Origin of the sequence: Comamonas badia DSM 17552 (assembly GCF_000484635.1) — a bacterium.
In the GTDB taxonomy this organism is placed as follows: domain Bacteria; phylum Pseudomonadota; class Gammaproteobacteria; order Burkholderiales; family Burkholderiaceae_C; genus Comamonas_C; species Comamonas_C badia.
Genome location: NZ_AXVM01000008.1, coordinates 38,244 through 55,183 on the forward strand (window position 1 = coordinate 38,244; position 16,940 = coordinate 55,183).

The window sequence follows — 16,940 nt, forward strand, 5'->3', positions numbered from 1 at the left end:
AGCGCAAATCTTACCGTGGCCACAGAGCCCACAGGCGCAAGCCCTGCTTGAGGCGCCCGGCCAGTTCGCCCGCCGCATCGCCCGACCCCGCGAAATAGTCCGCACGCACCGCGCCGACGATGGCGCTGCCCGTATCCTGCGCCATCACCAGGCGATCAAGCCGCGCGACCGGGCCTTCGCTTGCCAGCCACACCGGCGTGCCATAGGGAATGCTGGTGCGGTCGACCGCGATCGAGCGACCGGGCGTCAGCGGCACGCCCTGCGCCCCGCGCGGGCCCTCCTCGGCAGAGACCGCATCAAGCGGCTCTTCGCGAAAGAACACATAGCGCGGATTGGCCCAGAGCATCTCCTGCACCCGGCCCGGATTGGCCTGCGCCCAGGCGCTGATGCCCGGCCAGGTGGCGTCACGCACCAGCCCGCGATCGAGCAGCCAGCGGCCCACGCTCTGGTAAGGCTGGTTGTTGGTGCCGGCATAGGCGAGGCGCACCAGGCGGGTGCTGCCGTCCGCCTCCTGCAGGCGCAGGCGGCCCGTGCCCTGGATGTGCAGCACCAGGGCCTGCACCGGATCGCGCACCCAGGCGATCACGCGGCCGGCCAGCTGCGCCTGCGCCTCGGGCTGGCTCTCGATCTGCCGGCGCGTGTACCAGGGCTGTCTGGCGGGCAGGCCCGGCGGCGGGGCGTAGATCGGCACCTCGAAGCCATTGCCGCGCACGCGCGCACCTTCCAGCTCGGGCTCGAAATAGCTGGTGAGCAGTCCATTGGCATTGCCATCCTGCGCCTCGATGCGCCAGGGCTGCAGGCGCTGCTGCATCCAGGCGCGCTGCTCGTCTTCGCCGGCGATCGCCAGCCGCCGCACCTCGGGGCACAGGGGGACGAACGCGGGCGCCGGGCGCTCGCAGTTGCGCAGCCAGGCCTCCCAGGCTTCATGCATCGCATCCTGCGACCAGCCCGGCAGCTCGTTCCAGTCCACGGGCACCCAGCGGCTGCGGTAGCCCGGCAGCGTGCCCGGGACCGCCAGCGGTCCGCCCAGCGGGCCCAGGCGCGGCGGGCCCAGCGTTCCCGCCTCGCCGCCTGGCGCGGCCACGGGCGGCGCCGGCGGGCGCGTGCCGCACGCGGCCAGCACTCCTACAATGGCGGCGACGATGATTTGACGCGAGAGACTGAGCCACATGCTGCTGATTTTCCTTGAAGCCCTGCTGGCGCTGGCGCTCTTTCTGCTGCTGATCTGGTGGACCATGTTTTCCGGTCGCAAAAAGGGCGAACTGCATGCGGACCAGAATCCGGCGGACGATGCCGAATCACCTGACTCCAAGCGTCCATGAAAGGAAAAACGCCATGCGTACATTGATCATTTCCACTGTAGCGGCCGCCGCATTGCTCACCGGCTGCGCCAACATGAGCGACACCCAGCGCCATACCGCCACCGGCGCCGGCGTGGGCGCGCTGGGCGGCGCGGCGCTGGGCGCCATTGTGGGCGGCAGCGCAGGCACCGGCGCCGTGATTGGCGCGGGCGCGGGCGCGCTGGGCGGCTACATCTGGTCGCAGCACATGGAAAAGCAGAAGCGCGAAATGCAGGCCGCCACGCAAGGCACCGGCGTGGCGGTGACGCAGACGGCGGACAACCAGCTCAAGCTCGACATCCCCAGCGACATCTCGTTTGCCACCGGGCGCGCCGATATCCAGCCCAATTTCCGCGCGATCCTGAACCGTTTCGCCGACGGCCTGCGCACCAGTCCGAACGCGGATGTGCGCATCATCGGCCATACCGATTCGACCGGCTCGGACGCGATCAACAACCCGCTGTCGCTCGAACGCGCCACCAGCGTGCGCAACTACCTGGCGGATCGCGGCGTGAACGCGGCGCATGTCCAGGTGTCCGGCCGCGGCTCGCACGAGCCGATCGCCAGCAACGACACCGCCGAAGGCCGCGCGCACAACCGCCGCGTGGAGATTTACGTGGGTGAGCGCCAGGCGGGCTGAGAAATGACGCAATGACCGCAGCGTGCGCTGGCGATGACGCGGCTGGCGCCGCATGACGTCTACAAAACCCGGTGTTTAAGCGCCGGCAGCTGCCCACGCACTTCCCGCAGCCGCGCAGGGTCCAGATCGGCCAGCACCACCGCGTTGCCCTGCGCCTGCTGCGCCAGCACATCGCCCCAGGGGCCGACCACCATGCTCTGGCCCCAGGTGCGCCGGCCGTTCTCGTGCGTTCCACCCTGGGCCGCGGCCAGCACATAGGCCTGGTTCTCGATGGCGCGCGCGCGCAGCAGCACCTCCCAGTGCGCGCGGCCCGTGGTGGCGGTGAAGGCGCTGGGCACGAGCAGCAGATCGCAGCCCGAGCGCGCATGCGCGCGGTAGAGCTCGGGAAAGCGCAGGTCATAGCACACCGAGAGCCCCACGCGCCAGCAGCCACCGCCGCGTGACGCGAGCACAAAGCGCACCGGCCGGCTGCCGGGCAGGATGGTGCGCGCCTCGTCAAAGTGCTCCGCGCCGGTGTCAAAACCAAACAGATGGATCTTGTCGTAGCGCGCCACGCAGGCCCCCTGCGGATCGAAGACCAGCGAGGTGTTGTGCACACGCGCCGCATCGCTGGTGGCCAGCGGCAAGGTGCCCCCCGCCAGCCACAGCCCGTGCGCGCGCGCCTGTTCCGACAGAAACCGCTGCACCGCGCCATCGCCGGGCCGCTCGGCCAGCGCCAGCTTGTCCTGGTCGCTTTGGCCCATGAGGCAGAAATACTCGGGCAGCACGGCAAGCTCGGCACCGGCTTGCGCCGCCTGCGCGATCAGGGCGGCTGCCTGTGCCAGATTGGCCTGCAGATCCACACCCGACACCATCTGGATGGCCGCAACTTTCATGGCTTCTTTTCCTCCTTGGCGCCCGTCTCGCCCGCAGGCACCTGCCGCACCTGCGGATCGCTCCAGGTGCCATCGATGCGGAACTCGCGCGTGGCTGCTTTCACCAACGTGTCTCCCAGCACGAACTGCGCCAGGAAACTGCCCAGGCCAACGAGCGGATTGATCGCCGTGGCGACGAGCGAAGCCGTCAGCGTGTTGAGCTCCGGCACCACCACCACATGCAGATCCTGGGTTTCGCCGGCGATATCGGCCTGGCCTTCCATCAGCACCGCGGCGTTCACGCCCTTCATCTGCAGATTGTTGGTGCTGGCGATGCCGTTGGCAATCTTCACGTCGCCGCGCACGAAGTCAAACGAAAAACCGGCGCTGAACACATCGCGGAAATCCAGCGCCAGGCGTCGCGGCAACGCCTGCAGGCTGAGCACGCCGAGCAATTTGGACAGCCCCGGGTCGGCCTTGAGAAACTGCCCCGAGGCCATGTCCAGCCGCATCTGCCCGGTCATGCTGGGGTAGTCCGGCGACATCGGCGAGCCCAGCCAGCCGACCTGCCCGGACAGCTGGCCGCTGCCCCGGCGCAGCACGCCAGGCATGCCCAGGCGATCGAGCAAGGCGCCCGAATCGCGCACCTTGAGCTCGAACTTGAGCGCGGTGCGCCGCTGCGCGTCGGGGCCGGCGCGCCCCAGCAGCGCCCAGTTGCCGCTGGAGCTGAAGTTCGCCTCCGGCATCGCAAGGTCAAGATGCGTGAGGCGCCATTCGCGCAGGCCGTCGCTGCTGGTGCGGTTGTGCGCCTGCAGCGTGAGCTGCCCGAGGTGTTTGCCGCGCAGCTCGAAGTCCTGCACCTGGACATCCAGCGCGGGCAGCTCGCCCGGGCCGTCGTCCAGCAAGCTATCGACCTGCGACTCCGCCGCCTTGGGCAGCGACAGCCGCGACAGGCGGGCCTGCACCTGCCCCTGAGGCAGGTCGGCATCGGCGGGGCGGTAGGCGATGCTGCCTTCCATCTCCCTGGCGGCGACGCTGGCGCGCCAGCCACCGCCCTCGGCAAAGGCATGGGCCACCACGTCATGCAGCGTGCGCCGCAAGTAGGTGAGCGAAGCCACGCGCAGGTCCACGCGATCGGGCTCCCACGGCGAGCGCCTGGCCGTCCGGCCTGGCGCCGGCGCCAGCGTCAGGGCACTCCAGGCATCGAGGTCCAGCGCATCGAGGGTGACGCTGGCCTGCACGCCGCCGCGTTCACCCGCCTGCGCCGCCGCGTCGCCCGGACCCAGAACCAGGCGACCCGAGAGCACCTGCGGTCCGCCGTGGCCCAGGGATTGCAGGTAATTGAACGCAAGCCGCTCCCCGGCCTTGAGCGTCAGGCGCTCCAGCGGCGGATCGCTGCCGTGGGCAGCCGCCACCAGCTGGCTCTGAAAACGCACCGGCAGCGCCTGCTCCCGCGGCTTGCCCAGCGGCGCCGGCAGATCGAGCGCCATGCCCTGCAGGTCGGTGGTGACGAGGATTTCGGGCACGCCCTGGCGCACGCCCAGCGCCAGCTCATACTGCGCCTGGCCGTGCAGGTGGGCCGCCAGCGGGCGCAGCCCGGGCGAATCGGCCGTCGCCGCGCGCAGGCCCTCATCACTGGCCACACCGCTGGCCTGCACCGCCAGCACCGCGTCGCCCCCCTGCGCCGGCGCCTTCAACCCGCCGGAGAGCCGTACTTCCCCGCCCAGGGCCTGGGCGCGCACCTGCTGCAGATCAAAGCCACGCTCGCTGAACTGCACCTGGCCGTGCGCCTGCGTGAGCAGCGGCGCTGCAGGGGCCACGCGCACCTCGTTGCCCGCCAGCTGCACGCTGCCCTGCACCCGGCTTTGCTCCAGCCCGGCGATGGGCAGCTGCAGTTGCAGCCGCAGCGATGCCGCGCCCTGCGCCTGCATGCCATCGAGCGCCCCCTGGGTGAGCTGCGAGACCTGCGAGCCACGCACGAAAGCCAGCATGTCGGCCAGCGGCCCGGCCACGTCGCCGGTGACCTGCACCACCGGCGTGGCCAGGTCGGGGATGCGGGCGCTGACCTGGCTGACCGCCAGGCGCGGACTGCCCGCCACCTGCCCGGCGGCGCCTTCCACCCGCATGCTGGCACGGTCAAAAACGAGCGCTCCAGACAAGCCGGTGAGCGCCGGCCAGGGCCGGTCGCCAGGCTTGAGCACCGAGCGCGGCGCATAGGCATAGGTGGTATTTTTCACGCGCGCGGCGATATGGAATTCCCCCTGTGGATCGTGTTCGAACGGCAGGTTTCGCAGGTCGCCGCGGACGCGGAATTTCACCTCGTCGCTGACGCCCGCGGTGATCGCGTCGCGCACGTAATGGCGCGCCTCCGTCCCCACGGCCAGCGGCAGGTAGCGGTGCACGCGCGTGCCATTGGCGCGCGTGAGGCTGCCGGACAGATCGAGCATCCCGGGCAGGCGGGATGCGGGCGTGCCACCCGTGCTCCAGCGCAGCCGCGCCTGGCCCTGCGCATCGGCATTGGCAAAGCGCAGGTCGCTGCTCTCGACGCTGACGCCATCCCCGTCGATCTGCCAGAGCACGCTGGCGGCCAGCGTCTGCAGCGGCAGGCAGGGGTCTTCGAAAACACCGGGCAACAGCAGCGCGCCGTCCTCGATGGAAAGCGCTGCGCTGCCGCCCGCCTGGGTCAACTCGAAATGACCGGCCGCATTGCGCAACCCGAAAGCAGCCGGGGCGCAGGTCTTCCCATCGCCACCGGCCAGCGAAAGGGCCGCCACCCGGCCTTTGGCGCTGTAGGCCGCGATCGCATCCAGCGGCCCCTGCCAGCCGGCCTGCAGCTGCTCCACCCGGCCCTCGGGCGCATAGGTGGCCAATGCGTCCCGCAAGGCAGGCGCCAGCGGCACGCGGCTGGCGATGCGCGCCAGCAGTGCCAGATCGAGCTGGTCCGCCTGCAGCCGGCTGCGCCGCGCGCTGCCTTCTCCCTGCATCCGCAGCGCCAGCGCATCGCTGCGCCAGACCAGGCCGTCATCGGTCCGAAAGTGCAGCCGCTCCGCCTTGGCCGCGAAACCAGCGGCCAGCGGCTCGAAACCCAGGCGCGCACCGGCCTCTGCCAGCGCCAGCGGCTGCTGCGCCTGCGGCCATTGCACGCGCACCTGCGCCAGCGCGACATCGCTGACGGCGCGGCGCAGCTGCCCCTGCTGCACATCCAGCCAGCTGCGCAGCGCCCCGCGGCCGCTGTCCACGCGCACGCCCTGCAGATCGAGGTAAGGCGCAAGCCGCGCCATGTCCACCTCGGGCCATTCGGCATAGGCCTCGCCGCTCCAGCGCGTCCAGGCATTGTTGAAGGGGCTGAGCAAGGGCTCGTGCAGGCGCGCGCGCAGCGAAAACCGCGCCCCCCACTCCGGCGGCGGCGTGGCATCCAGCCGGATCGCGTGGTCCCAGGCGCCACCGCGCAGCACCAGGTCAACGGCGCTCAGACCGACCGGGGGCAGCCCGCGCAGCGCGTCCACCCATTGCACCGCTCCGCCCTGGATCACCACCTCGCGCTGCGACAGCAGCCAATCGATGGCCGAGGCATCGCCGCCGGCGCCCGCCACGGGCAGTCCCGCGACAAACCATTGCCCCTGCAGGTCGCGCCGCACCTGCAGCACCGGCGCATCGATGTAGATTTGCCTGAACCCCAGGCGCAGCAGCGAGCGCGGCGACAGCGCAAGCACCACGCGCTGCAGCTGCAGGGCGGCCTGGCCCGATGCGTCCAGCACCTGCACGCCCGACAGTTCCAGCGTCGGCAGCACGCCCGACCTGCGTGCGGACAGCCGCGCCACGCGCAGATCAACCCCAAGGGCGCGTCGGGCTTGCTGCTCCAGCACCGGGCGCCAGTCATCGATACGCGGCACAATCCACCAATGCAATCCTGCCCAGGCCAGCGCCAGGAGCACCCAGAACGCCAGCAATGCCCCCAAGGCCCATCGCGCGGCACCCGCCAGCCATCTCAGCCAGCGGGGGGAATGTGTGGACGCCTCGGACATGAACATCGATTGCAGCAACTGGAATTATGACCCGCGGCCCCGCCGGATTTCACCCCCGCTCTTCCGGGGGCGAACCTTCATCCACCATGCCACCCGCCCCCGAGCCCCCTACCGCCGCGGGTGACCCTGCCGCGCATTCGCGCCTGTACCAGCGCCTGCACCGGCGCTACGGCGCAGAGTGGGCGCTGCTGCCCTCGGGCGTGCCGGACCGCGCCGCCATGGCCACTGCCTGCGACCAGCTGCTGGCACAGGGCAGGGATCTGGCAGCCGCGCTGCGCATCCTGCGCCAGCTGGTGATCGAACGCCTGATGGTGCTCGACTGCGGCCACGGCGCCGCGCTGGGCGATGTCTGCAGCGCGCTGACGCGGCTGGCCGAATTTGCGCTTGACCGGGCCTGCCGGCAGGCCTGCGCGGAACTCGATGCGCTGCATGGCCGGCCGCTTTCCGCGGAGACGAGCGCAGAGGTGCCGCTGTGGATCATCGGCATGGGCAAGCTCGGCGCGCGCGAGCTCAATGTCTCCAGCGACATCGACCTCATCTGCGTCTATGAAGCCGATGGCGACACCGCCGGCCTGGCCGACGGGCGCGGGCAGATTACCAACCATGAATATTTCGTGCGCGCCGTGCGCCGCGTGGGCAGTCTGGTCAGCGAGCAGACCGAAGACGGCTTTGTCTTCCGCGTGGACCTCGCGCTGCGCCCGCATGGCAACTCGGGACCGCTGGCGGTGTCGCTGGCCACGCTGCAGGATTACCTGCGCCAGCAGGGGCGCGAATGGGAGCGCTTTGCCTGGCTCAAGAGCCGCGTGGTCGCGCCGGCGGCAGCGCTTGCCAGCCCCGGCGTACAGCAACTGCGCGGCGTGGTTTTACCCTTTGTATTCCGGCGCTATCTTGATTACGCAGTCTTTGACGCCTTGCGCGTGCTGCACCGCCAGATCCGGCAGGAGGCGCAGCGCCGCTGCGCCGGCCACCCCGAGCGCGCCAACGATGTCAAGCTCTCGCGCGGCGGCATCCGCGAGATCGAGTTCACCGTGCAGCTGGTGCAGGTGGTGCGCGGCGGGCAATTCCCCGAGCTGCGCTGCCGCCCGACGCTGGAGGCCCTGGAGCGCCTTGCGCGCGCGCAGCTCATGCAGCGCGAGACGGCGGACGCACTCGCGCAGGCCTATGTCTTTCTGCGGCAGGTGGAACACCGCATCCAGTACCTGGACGACCAGCAGTCGCATGTGCTGCCGACGGGCGATGACGATCTGGCCTGGATCGCCCGCACCATGGGCCTGGGCTGCTGCGAATTTCTGCGCACCCTGGACGCCCACCGCGAGCGCGTGGCGCAGGAATTCGACGCGCTGCTGGGCGGCCCGGAAAAGAAGAAATGCAGCGGCCCCGGCTGCGGGCGCGGACAGGACGACGCCTCCGACTGGGAAAGCGTCATCGCCGCCCAGCCCGCCGCCATGGCGAAGCGCATGCAGCAATGGCGCGAGCAGCCGCGCGTGGCGCAGTTGCGCGAGCAGGCGACGGCACGGCTGCTGCGCATCCTGCAGCAGACGGGCGAATGGCTGCGCGAAGGCAGCGTCTCCGAGCAGGGCGCGCTGCGCCTGCTCGATTGGCTGGAACTGCTGCTGCGCCGCGAAAGCTATCTCGCGCTGCTGGTCGAGCGTCCGCTGGTGCTGCGCCGCCTGGTCGTCCTGCTGGGCGCGGCGCGCTGGCCCGCGCGCTACCTGCAGCAGCACCCGGGCGTGATCGACGAGCTGGCCAGCGAAGCGCTGTTCCACGAGCGCTTTGACCGCGCGGCCTTCGAGCGCGAGCTGCATGCGCGCCGCGCCAGCCTGCGCTCCACCGGCGAGGACGACGAAGAGGCGCTGCTGAACCTGCTGCGCCGCGCCCACCATGCCGAGGTGTTCCGCACCCTGGCGCGCGACGTGGACGGACGCATCACGGTGGAACAGGTCGCGGACGATCTCTCGCTGCTGGCCGACAGCCTGCTCGCCATCACGGTGCAATGGTGCTGGGAGCGACTCAGGGACCGCCACCGCGACGCGCCGCAGCTCGCCATCATCGGCTACGGCAAGCTCGGCGGGAAAGAGCTGGGCTATGGCAGCGATCTGGACATCGTCTTCGCCTACGACGACACCGACGAACGGGCGCCCGAGGCCTATGCCGCCTTCGTGCGCAAGCTCACCTCCTGGCTCACGGCGAAGACGGGCGAGGGCGATCTGTTCGAGATCGACACGCAGCTGCGCCCCAACGGCAATTCGGGGCTGCTCGTCACCACTTTTGACGCCTACGCCGCCTACCAGCAGCAGCGCGGCAGCAATACCGCCTGGACCTGGGAGCACCAGGCCATGACGCGCGCGCGCTGCGTGCTGGGCTCCGATGCCTTGCGGCGGCGCTTTGACGCCGTGCGCGAAGCCGTGATCACCGCCCCGCGCGAGCATGCCGCGCTGGCGCAGGAAATCCTTGCGATGCGCGAACGCCTGCGCGCCGCCCACCGCAGCAGCCCGCGGCTGTTTGATGTCAAGCACGACCCGGGCGGCATGGTGGATGTGGAATTTGCCGTGCAATACCTCGTGCTCGCCCACGCCGCAGCCCATCCCGGGCTGCGCGAGAACAAGGGCAACATCGGCCTGCTGGAGCGTGCCGAGGCTGCCGGGCTGCTGCCGGCGGGCACGGGCCGCGCCGCCGCCGCCGCCTACCGCCAGCTGCGCCAGGTGCAACACCAGGCGCGCCTGAACGAGGAACCCACGCGCATCGCGCCCGGACAGGTCGCACAGGAGCGCAGCGCCGTGCTGGCGCTCTGGCAGGCGGTTTTTCCAGCGGCGCCGCAAGCACCCCCGCCTCGCCCCCTGTCTGATTGATGCGGGTTTTTCTGGGTACGTCTGGCGCCCGCCGGATGCGAAGATCGCGGCGCGAGGCCCGCGTCACCCACGATGAAAGCTATCGTTTTTAAATCCATTGGCACCGCCCTGCTTGCGCTGGCGCTGGTTTTTGCCTTGACGTTGACACACCCCCTGGCATGCACTGGAGCTCAAGACCTTCGACCTCTGGAGTCTGCTGGCGGCACCGGGCAAAAGCCATCGGCCGATCGCCATCCTGGCGATTGACGAGCCCAGCTTCCAGCAGCTGAGCCATGCCAACGCCACGCAATGGATCGCAGTGCAGGCGCTGCTGCAGCGCCTCGCCCACGCCGCGGGAGGAGACTGGCCCGGCGCCATCGCCCTCGACAAATTGTGAGCCGCGCGCGACCCGGGCCACCGCTGCTGCGTGCGACACTCGCGCCTTTTGCGCATATATGCCCATGCCGCGATTCCTTTCGTGCGCGGCTGCGCTGGCGCTTTCGGCAGGCTTGGCCGGGCAGCTTGCCGCCGAGCAGCCCAAGCCCCAGCCCCAGCCGGCGCTCACCGTCACCACCGCCACCCCGGTGCGCGGACCGCTGACCGATCACCTGAACGCCAACGGCAACATCGCCGCCTGGCAGGAAGCGAGTGTCGGCGCTGAAATCGGCGGCCTGCGCATCGCGCAGGTGCTGGTCAACGTGGGCGATCAGGTGCGCGCGGGCCAGGTGCTGGCGCGTTTTGCCACCGATCTGGTGCAAAGCGACGTGGCGCAGGCGCGCGCCGCGCTGCAGCAGGCGCAGGCCGCCGTCGCCGAGGCACGGGCCAACGCCGCGCGCGCCCAGGCGCTGGCCGGCAGCGGCGCCATGAGCCAGCAGCAGATCCAGCAGTACGCCACCGCCGAGCTGAGTGCCGGTGCCTCGCTGGCGGCGGCGCAGGCGCAGCTGGCGGCACAGCGGCTGCGCCTGAAGCACACCGAGGTGCGCGCACCGGATGACGGCGTGATTTCCGCCCGCGGCGCCACCGTCGGCGCGGTCGTCAACGTCGGCGCCGAGCTGTTCCGGCTGGTGCGCAGGAACCGGCTGGAGTGGCGCGCGGAAGTGAATTCGGCCGACCTTGCACGCCTGGCCATCGGCACCCGGGCCGTGGTGACGGCACCCGGCGGTGCGCAGGCCGAGGGGCGGGTGCGCATGCTGGCGCCCACCGTCGATCTCGCCAGCCGCAACGCGCTGATCTATGTCGATCTGCCCAGCGGCGGCGCGCTGCGCGCGGGCATGTACGCCAGTGGCCAGTTCCTGCTCGGCCAGCGCCAGGCGCTCACCGTGCCGCTGTCGGCCGTGGTGGTGCGCGATGGTTTTCCCAGCGTGTTCGAGCTCGGCGAGGGCGCGCATGTGCTGCTGCGCCGCGTGCGCACCGGCCAGAAGAACGGCGAGCGCATCGAAGTCGTCGAGGGGCTGGCGCCCGACGCCCGCATCGTCGTGCGCGGCGGCACCTTCCTGAACGACGGCGATCTCGTGCGGGTGGTTGAAAAATCAGAACAAAAACAGGCTCCAGCAACCGCCAATAAAGCGCAGGCAGCTACAAAAACAGAGTCACCATGAACGTCTCGGCCTGGAGCATCCGCAACCCCATTCCTGCGGCGATGCTGTTCGTCCTGCTGACGCTGGCGGGGCTGATGGCGTTTCGCACCATGAAGGTGCAGAACTTCCCCGACATGGATCTGCCGGTGGTCATCGTCACCGCGGCGCTGCCGGGCGCGGCGCCAGGGCAGCTGGAAAGCGATGTCGCGCAGCGGCTGGAAAACACCATCGCCACGGTGCAGGGGCTCAAGCACATCACCACCACGCTGACCGACGGCGTGGCGACGCTGGCGATCGAGTTCGTGCTGGAAAAGCCCATCCAGGAGGCGGTGGACGACGTGCGCTCGGCGGTCTCGCGCGTGCGATCGGACATGCCGGCCGACCTGCGCGACCCCATCGTCAACAAGCTGGAGTTCACCTCGCAGCCCATCCTGGCCTACGCCGTCGCTTCCAGCCGCTGGGACGACGAAGCACTGTCATGGTTCGTCGACGACACCATCCAGCGGCGGCTGCTGGCCGTGCCCGGCGTGGGCGCGGTCAACCGCGTCGGCGGCGTGACGCGCGAAGTGCGCGTGCTGCTGGACCCGGTGAAGCTGCAGGCGCTGGGCGCCACGGCGAGCGAAATCTCGCGCCAGCTGCGCCAGGTGCAGCTGGAGAGCGCGGGCGGGCGCGCCGACCTGGGCAGCGGCGAGCAGCCGCTGCGCACGCTGGCCACGGTGAAGACGGCCGCGGAGGTGGCGCGCATCCAGATCGCGCTCTCGGGCGCGCGCAAGGTGCGGCTCGATCAGCTTGCCAGCGTCACCGACACCTTTGCCGAACCGCGCGCCGCCGCGCTGCTGGGTGACCAGCCGGTCATCGGCTTCGAGGTCTCGCGCTCGCGCGGCGCGAGCGAAGTGGAAGTGGGCGCGGGCGTGCAGAAGGTGCTTGCCAGGCTGCAGGCCGACTACCCCCACCTGCAGCTGACCAAGACAGTGGATTTCGTCGACATCGCGCAGGAGGAGTACGACAGCTCGATGCGGCTGCTGTACGAAGGCGCCGCGCTCGCCGTGGCCGTCGTCTGGCTGTTCCTGCGCTCGTTCCGGGCGACGATGATCTCGGCGGTGGCGCTGCCGCTGTCGATGATTCCGGCCTTCATCGGCATGCAGCAGTTCGGCTTCACGATCAACATCCTGACGCTGCTGGCGCTGTCGCTGGTCGTCGGCATCCTGGTGGACGACGCCATCGTCGAGGTGGAAAACATCGTGCGCCACCAGGGCATGGGCAAGAGCCCCTACCAGGCAGCGATGGAGGCGGCCGACGAGATCGGCCTGGCGGTGGTGGCCACCACCTTCACGCTGATCGCGGTGTTCCTGCCCACGGCCTTCATGAGCGGCATTCCCGGGCGCTTCTTCAAGCAGTTCGGCTGGACGGCGGCGCTGGCGGTGTTCGCCTCGCTCATCGTCGCGCGCCTGCTCACGCCCATGATGTGCGCCTATCTGCTCAAGCCGGTGAAGCATGCCGATCATGAGCCGGGCTGGCTCAGGGTCTACATGCGCGCCGTCGGCTGGTGCCTGCACCACCGCTTCGCGACGCTGGTGGCGGCGCTGCTGTTCTTCGCCGGATCTCTGGCGCTCATTCCGCTGCTGCCCTCGGGCTTCATGCCGCCCGACAACAACGCTCAGACGCAGGTGAGCCTGGAACTACCGCCCGGCACGCTGCTGCCCGAGACACAAGCGCTGGTGCTGCAAGCCACGGAGCGCGCCTTCGGCGTCGGCCATGTGCAGACCGTGTACAGCACGATCGGCGGCGGCAGCGCGGGTGCGGACCCGGTGACCGGCGGCGGCGCGGCCGATCCGCGCAAGGCCACGCTCACGCTGCGCATGGCGCCGCGCGCCGAACGCCCGTCCAAGCAGGAAATCGAGGCGCGCCTGCGCGAGGCCATGCGCGACCTGCCCGGCGCGCGCGTGCGCGTCGGGCTGGGCGGCTCCAACGACAAATACATCATGACGCTCTCCAGCGACGACCCGCAGCAGCTGGAGCGGGCCGCGCGCGAGGTGGAGCGCGGCATACGCACCATTCCCGGCATCGGCGGCGTCACGTCGACGGCCAGCCTGGCGCGGCCCGAGATTTACGTGCAGCCCGATTTCGCCCGCGCCGCCGATCTGGGCGTGACCAGTGCCGCCATCGCCGAGACGCTGCGCGTGGCCACCGTGGGCGATTTCGAGCAGAACCTGGCCAAGCTCAACGTCGCGCAGCGCCAGATACCCATCCTGGTGCGGCTCGACGATGCGGCGCGCGCCGACCTGAGCGTGCTCGAACGCCTGGCGGTGCCGGGGCAGAAGGGCCCGGTGCGCCTGGGCGAGGTCGCCACGCTCACGCTCGCGGGCGGACCGGCCGTGATCCGCCGCTACGACCGCGCGCGCAACGTGCGCTTCGAGATCGAACTGGGCAGCCGCGGCCTGGGCGAGGTGCAGCAGGCGGTGCGCGATCTGCCCGCCGTGCAGCACATGGGCGCCGGCGTGCGCCTGGTCAACGTGGGCGACGCGGAGATGATGTCCGAGCTGTTCTCCAGCTTCGGCATCGCCATGCTCACCGGCGTGGTCTGCATCTACATCGTGCTGGTGATGCTGTTCAAGGATTTGCTGCAGCCCTTCACCATCCTGGTGGCGCTGCCGCTGTCGCTCGGCGGCGCCTTCGTCGCGCTGATGCTGGCGCACCAGAGCTTTTCCATGCCCTCGCTGATCGGCCTGGTGATGCTCATGGGCATCGCCACCAAGAACTCCATCCTGCTGGTGGAATACGCCATCACCGCGCGGCGCGAGCTCGGCATGCGCCGGCTCGATGCGCTGCTCGATGCCTGCCACAAGCGCGCGCGCCCCATCATCATGACCACGCTCGCCATGGGCGCGGGCATGATGCCGGTGGCGCTGGGTCTGGGCAGCGCCGACATGAGCTTTCGCTCGCCGATGGCGATGGCGGTGATCGGCGGGCTGCTGACCTCCACCGTGCTGAGCCTGCTGGTGGTGCCCGCCGTATTCACCTACGTGGACGATTTCGAGCACTGGATCCGCCGGCTGGCGCATCGGCGGCCTCATGCCCGGGCGGGAGCTGCCGATAATCCAGGCTGAACGGCGCTGCCAATGAACCTGATCCCGGCCACTATCGATTCCTGCCGCTGGGCAAGCCGCTGTCCCTCACGCCCAGATCGCGGCGATGAAGATCGACGGCCATGCGCCGGCGCGGACCGGCGCCCGACCACGCACGGGGTGCGCCCGCAGGTGTCGCTTCAGCGACTTTTCAAATTGCCTTGACGAGTTGAAGTGCCACAATCGTCCGCGGAACTTTTGGGCAAAGCGTATAGTCCATACGGTGTCCGCGAGAGCGTTGACACTGATTTGCAGGAACAGGACGACCACACCATTTCCAGTTGCGAAGCCTTCCGGATCTCCGGTTGAAAGCCTGAGGCGGCCTCTCCTCCCTCCCTCTCTTCTTTCGTTTCAGGGCGCTTCGCGACTGTTTTTACAACGCGCAAGGCGCGCATTCCCCAACGGGAATGCGCGCCTTGCGCGTCATGGGGTGGCGGTCTTATTGCAGCCGCGGCTGGGTGTCGATGAAGCTCGCGCGCTGCATCAGTTTGTCGTGCAGCCGCCCCAGATTGGGGTGCTCCCCGCGCCAGTCGAGTTCGGGCAGCCGGAATGCCAGCCAGCCCAGCGCGCAGCCCACGGCAACATCGGCCAGGCTCAGGTACACGCCAGTGCAAAAAGGCTTGTCACCCAGGCCCTGGTCGATCCCGCGCAGACCCGCGCGCACCTTGCCCAGCTGGCGATCGATCCAGGCCTGGCTGCGCTCGCCATCGCCGCGTCCGGCCCAGTTGCGCTCCAGCCACGCCAGGATGCCGGCATCGAGCACGCCGTCGGCCAGTGCCTCCCAGGTCTTGACCTCGGAGCGCTCGCGCCCGCCGGCCGGAATCAGCCGCTGCACCGGCGAGAGCGTATCCAGGTACTCGACGATCACGCGCGAATCGAACATCGCGTCACCCCCGTCCAGCACCAGGCAGGGCACCTTGCCCAGCGGATTGGAGCGGCCGATCGCCGCCTCCTCAGACCAGACGTTGTCCAGTTCCAGGCGGTAATCGAGCTTCTTCTCGGCCAGCACCACGCGTACCTTGCGCACATAGGGGCTGGTCAGGGTTCCGATGAGCTTCATGGGACGGCGGCCAAGGGCACGGCAATGGGAAGGAAGGCATTTTATGCAGGCCCGCCTCCTACAATCGCGCCCCATGGAACTCTCGCCCCTGACCGCTCTTTCGCCCCTGGACGGGCGCTATGCCGCCAAACTCGCCGCCCTTCGCCCCCTGATGAGCGAGATGGGCTACATGCACCGGCGCGTGCAGGTGGAAGTGGCCTGGTTCATCGCGCTGTCGGATGCCGGTTTTGCTGAATTTGCTCCGTTATCAAGAGCTGATCGCGCTTATCTACAAAGCCTTGTGACTGGTTTTGATGAAGAAAATTGTGCTGCCATCAAAGCCTTCGAGAAGACCACCAACCACGACGTGAAAGCCGTCGAATACTGGATCAAGGAACGCATCCAGGGCCATGCGGCGCTGGAAAAGGCGGCGGAGTTCGTGCACTTCGCCTGCACCAGCGAAGACATCAACAACACCAGCCACGCGCTGCAGACCCAGGCCGCGCGCGACGCGGTGCTGCTGCCCGCCCTGCGCGGCATCGCCGCCACGCTGCGCGCCATGGCGCACCAGTACGCCGCCGCGCCCATGCTCAGCCGCACGCACGGCCAGACCGCCAGCCCCACCACCGTGGGCAAGGAAATCGCCAACGTGCTGGTGCGCCTGGAACACGCCACCGTCCGGATTGCCGAGGTCAAAATCCTCGCCAAGATGAACGGCGCCGTGGGCAACTACAACGCGCACCTCGCGGCCTGGCCCGAGTTTGACTGGGAGGCGTTTGCGCGCAAGGTGGTCGAAGCTCCGCAGCCGCAGGGCCTGGGCCTCACATTCCAGCCCTATTCCATCCAGATCGAGCCGCACGACTGGATGGCCGAGCTGTTCGACGCGGTGGCGCGCGCCAACACCATATTGATCGATTTTTCACGCGACATCTGGGGCTATGTGAGCCTGGGCTATTTCAGGCAGCGCCTGAAGGCGGGCGAGATCGGCTCGTCCACCATGCCGCACAAGGTCAACCCGATCGACTTCGAGAACGCCGAGGGCAACCTGGGCCTGGCCAACGCGCTCTTGCGCCACCTGGCCGAGAAGCTGCCGATCAGCCGCTGGCAGCGCGATCTGACCGATTCCACCGTGCTGCGCAACATCGGCGTGGCGCTGGGCTATGCGGTGCTGGCCTACGCCTCGCTGGCCACGGGCCTGTCCAAGCTCGAACTCAACGCCGAGCGCCTGGCGCAGGACCTCGACCACAGCTGGGAAGTGCTGGCCGAGCCCATTCAGACGGTGATGCGCCGCCACGGCGTGGCCGGTGCCTACGAAAAACTCAAGGAAGTGACGCGCGGCAAAACCGTGAGCGCCGAAGCGCTGCACGCGCTCATAGAGAGCCTGGCGATTCCCGAGGCCGACAAAGATCGGTTGCTGGCGATGACCCCGGCCAGCTACATCGGCAAGGCCGCCGAACTCGCCCGCCGCACGTAAGTTGCCACGCTGAACGCTCAACCCTGAACGCTCAACCC

12 protein-coding genes are annotated in these 16,940 nt (G+C 69.4%); 7 read left to right on the top strand and 5 right to left on the bottom strand.

Going from position 1 to position 16,940, the window contains the following annotated elements:
* Positions 1–10 precede the first annotated feature (10 nt).
* A complete protein-coding gene (gene mltA / locus K320_RS0115480) occupies positions 11–1,237 on the bottom strand; it encodes a murein transglycosylase A (protein WP_024539731.1) in 1,227 nt (408 codons plus the stop codon).
* Between mltA and K320_RS19245 the strand changes: the two genes are divergently transcribed.
* Positions 1,170–1,322, top strand: coding sequence for a hypothetical protein (locus K320_RS19245; protein ID WP_169730055.1), 153 nt, complete (start codon positions 1,170–1,172; stop codon positions 1,320–1,322). The genes mltA and K320_RS19245 overlap by 68 nt on opposite strands.
* Before the next feature lie 13 nt (positions 1,323–1,335).
* Entirely contained in the window at positions 1,336–1,980 is a 645-nt protein-coding gene (locus tag K320_RS0115490; RefSeq protein WP_024539732.1) for an OmpA family protein, read from the top strand.
* 59 nt (positions 1,981–2,039) lie between these two features.
* On the opposite strand, the gene K320_RS0115495 is transcribed toward K320_RS0115490, so the two are convergent.
* Together K320_RS0115495 and K320_RS0115500 are read right to left on the bottom strand one after the other, a co-directional pair.
* The gene (locus K320_RS0115495; RefSeq protein WP_024539733.1) at positions 2,040–2,855 is read right to left on the bottom strand and encodes a carbon-nitrogen hydrolase family protein; all 816 of its coding nucleotides are present in this window, start codon (positions 2,853–2,855) and stop codon (positions 2,040–2,042) included.
* Positions 2,852–6,865 carry a YhdP family protein gene (locus K320_RS0115500; protein WP_342667236.1) on the bottom strand — a complete coding sequence of 1,338 codons (4,014 nt, stop codon included), beginning with the start codon at positions 6,863–6,865 and terminating at the stop codon, positions 2,852–2,854. Before K320_RS0115500 ends, K320_RS0115495 begins: the two co-directional genes overlap by 4 nt.
* Positions 6,866–6,945: 80 nt before the next feature.
* On the opposite strand from K320_RS0115500, the gene glnE reads away from it, so the two are divergent.
* The 4 genes from glnE (at position 6,946) to K320_RS0115520 (ending at position 14,371) form a co-directional block, all read left to right on the top strand.
* Complete coding sequence (gene glnE / locus K320_RS0115505) at positions 6,946–9,708, top strand: bifunctional [glutamate--ammonia ligase]-adenylyl-L-tyrosine phosphorylase/[glutamate--ammonia-ligase] adenylyltransferase (protein ID WP_024539735.1); 2,763 nt, start codon at positions 6,946–6,948, stop codon at positions 9,706–9,708.
* A 72-nt stretch (positions 9,709–9,780) separates the two neighbouring features.
* On the top strand, positions 9,781–9,954 hold the full coding sequence (locus K320_RS19365; RefSeq protein ID WP_211236133.1) for a hypothetical protein: 174 nt from the start codon (positions 9,781–9,783) through the stop codon (positions 9,952–9,954).
* A gap of 194 nt (positions 9,955–10,148) precedes the next feature.
* Positions 10,149–11,285 (top strand): efflux RND transporter periplasmic adaptor subunit, encoded by a 1,137-nt coding sequence (locus tag K320_RS0115515; protein WP_024539736.1) that lies wholly within the window; start codon positions 10,149–10,151, stop codon positions 11,283–11,285.
* Entirely contained in the window at positions 11,282–14,371 is a 3,090-nt protein-coding gene (locus tag K320_RS0115520) for an efflux RND transporter permease subunit (RefSeq protein ID WP_024539737.1), read from the top strand. The genes K320_RS0115515 and K320_RS0115520 overlap by 4 nt, the downstream gene beginning before the upstream one ends.
* A gap of 66 nt (positions 14,372–14,437) precedes the next feature.
* Here the strand turns inward: K320_RS0115520 and K320_RS19370 are convergent, their stop codons facing one another.
* The gene (locus K320_RS19370; RefSeq protein ID WP_156914028.1) at positions 14,438–14,659 is read right to left on the bottom strand and encodes a hypothetical protein; all 222 of its coding nucleotides are present in this window, start codon (positions 14,657–14,659) and stop codon (positions 14,438–14,440) included.
* Positions 14,660–14,828: 169 nt separating this feature from the next.
* Positions 14,829–15,449: a glutathione S-transferase family protein gene (locus K320_RS0115525; protein ID WP_024539738.1), complete on the bottom strand. Its 621-nt coding sequence runs from the start codon at positions 15,447–15,449 to the stop codon at positions 14,829–14,831.
* A gap of 73 nt (positions 15,450–15,522) precedes the next feature.
* Between K320_RS0115525 and purB the strand changes: the two genes are divergently transcribed.
* On the top strand, positions 15,523–16,902 hold the full coding sequence (purB, locus tag K320_RS0115530; RefSeq protein WP_024539739.1) for an adenylosuccinate lyase: 1,380 nt from the start codon (positions 15,523–15,525) through the stop codon (positions 16,900–16,902).
* The last annotated feature ends 38 nt before the right edge of the window (positions 16,903–16,940 follow it).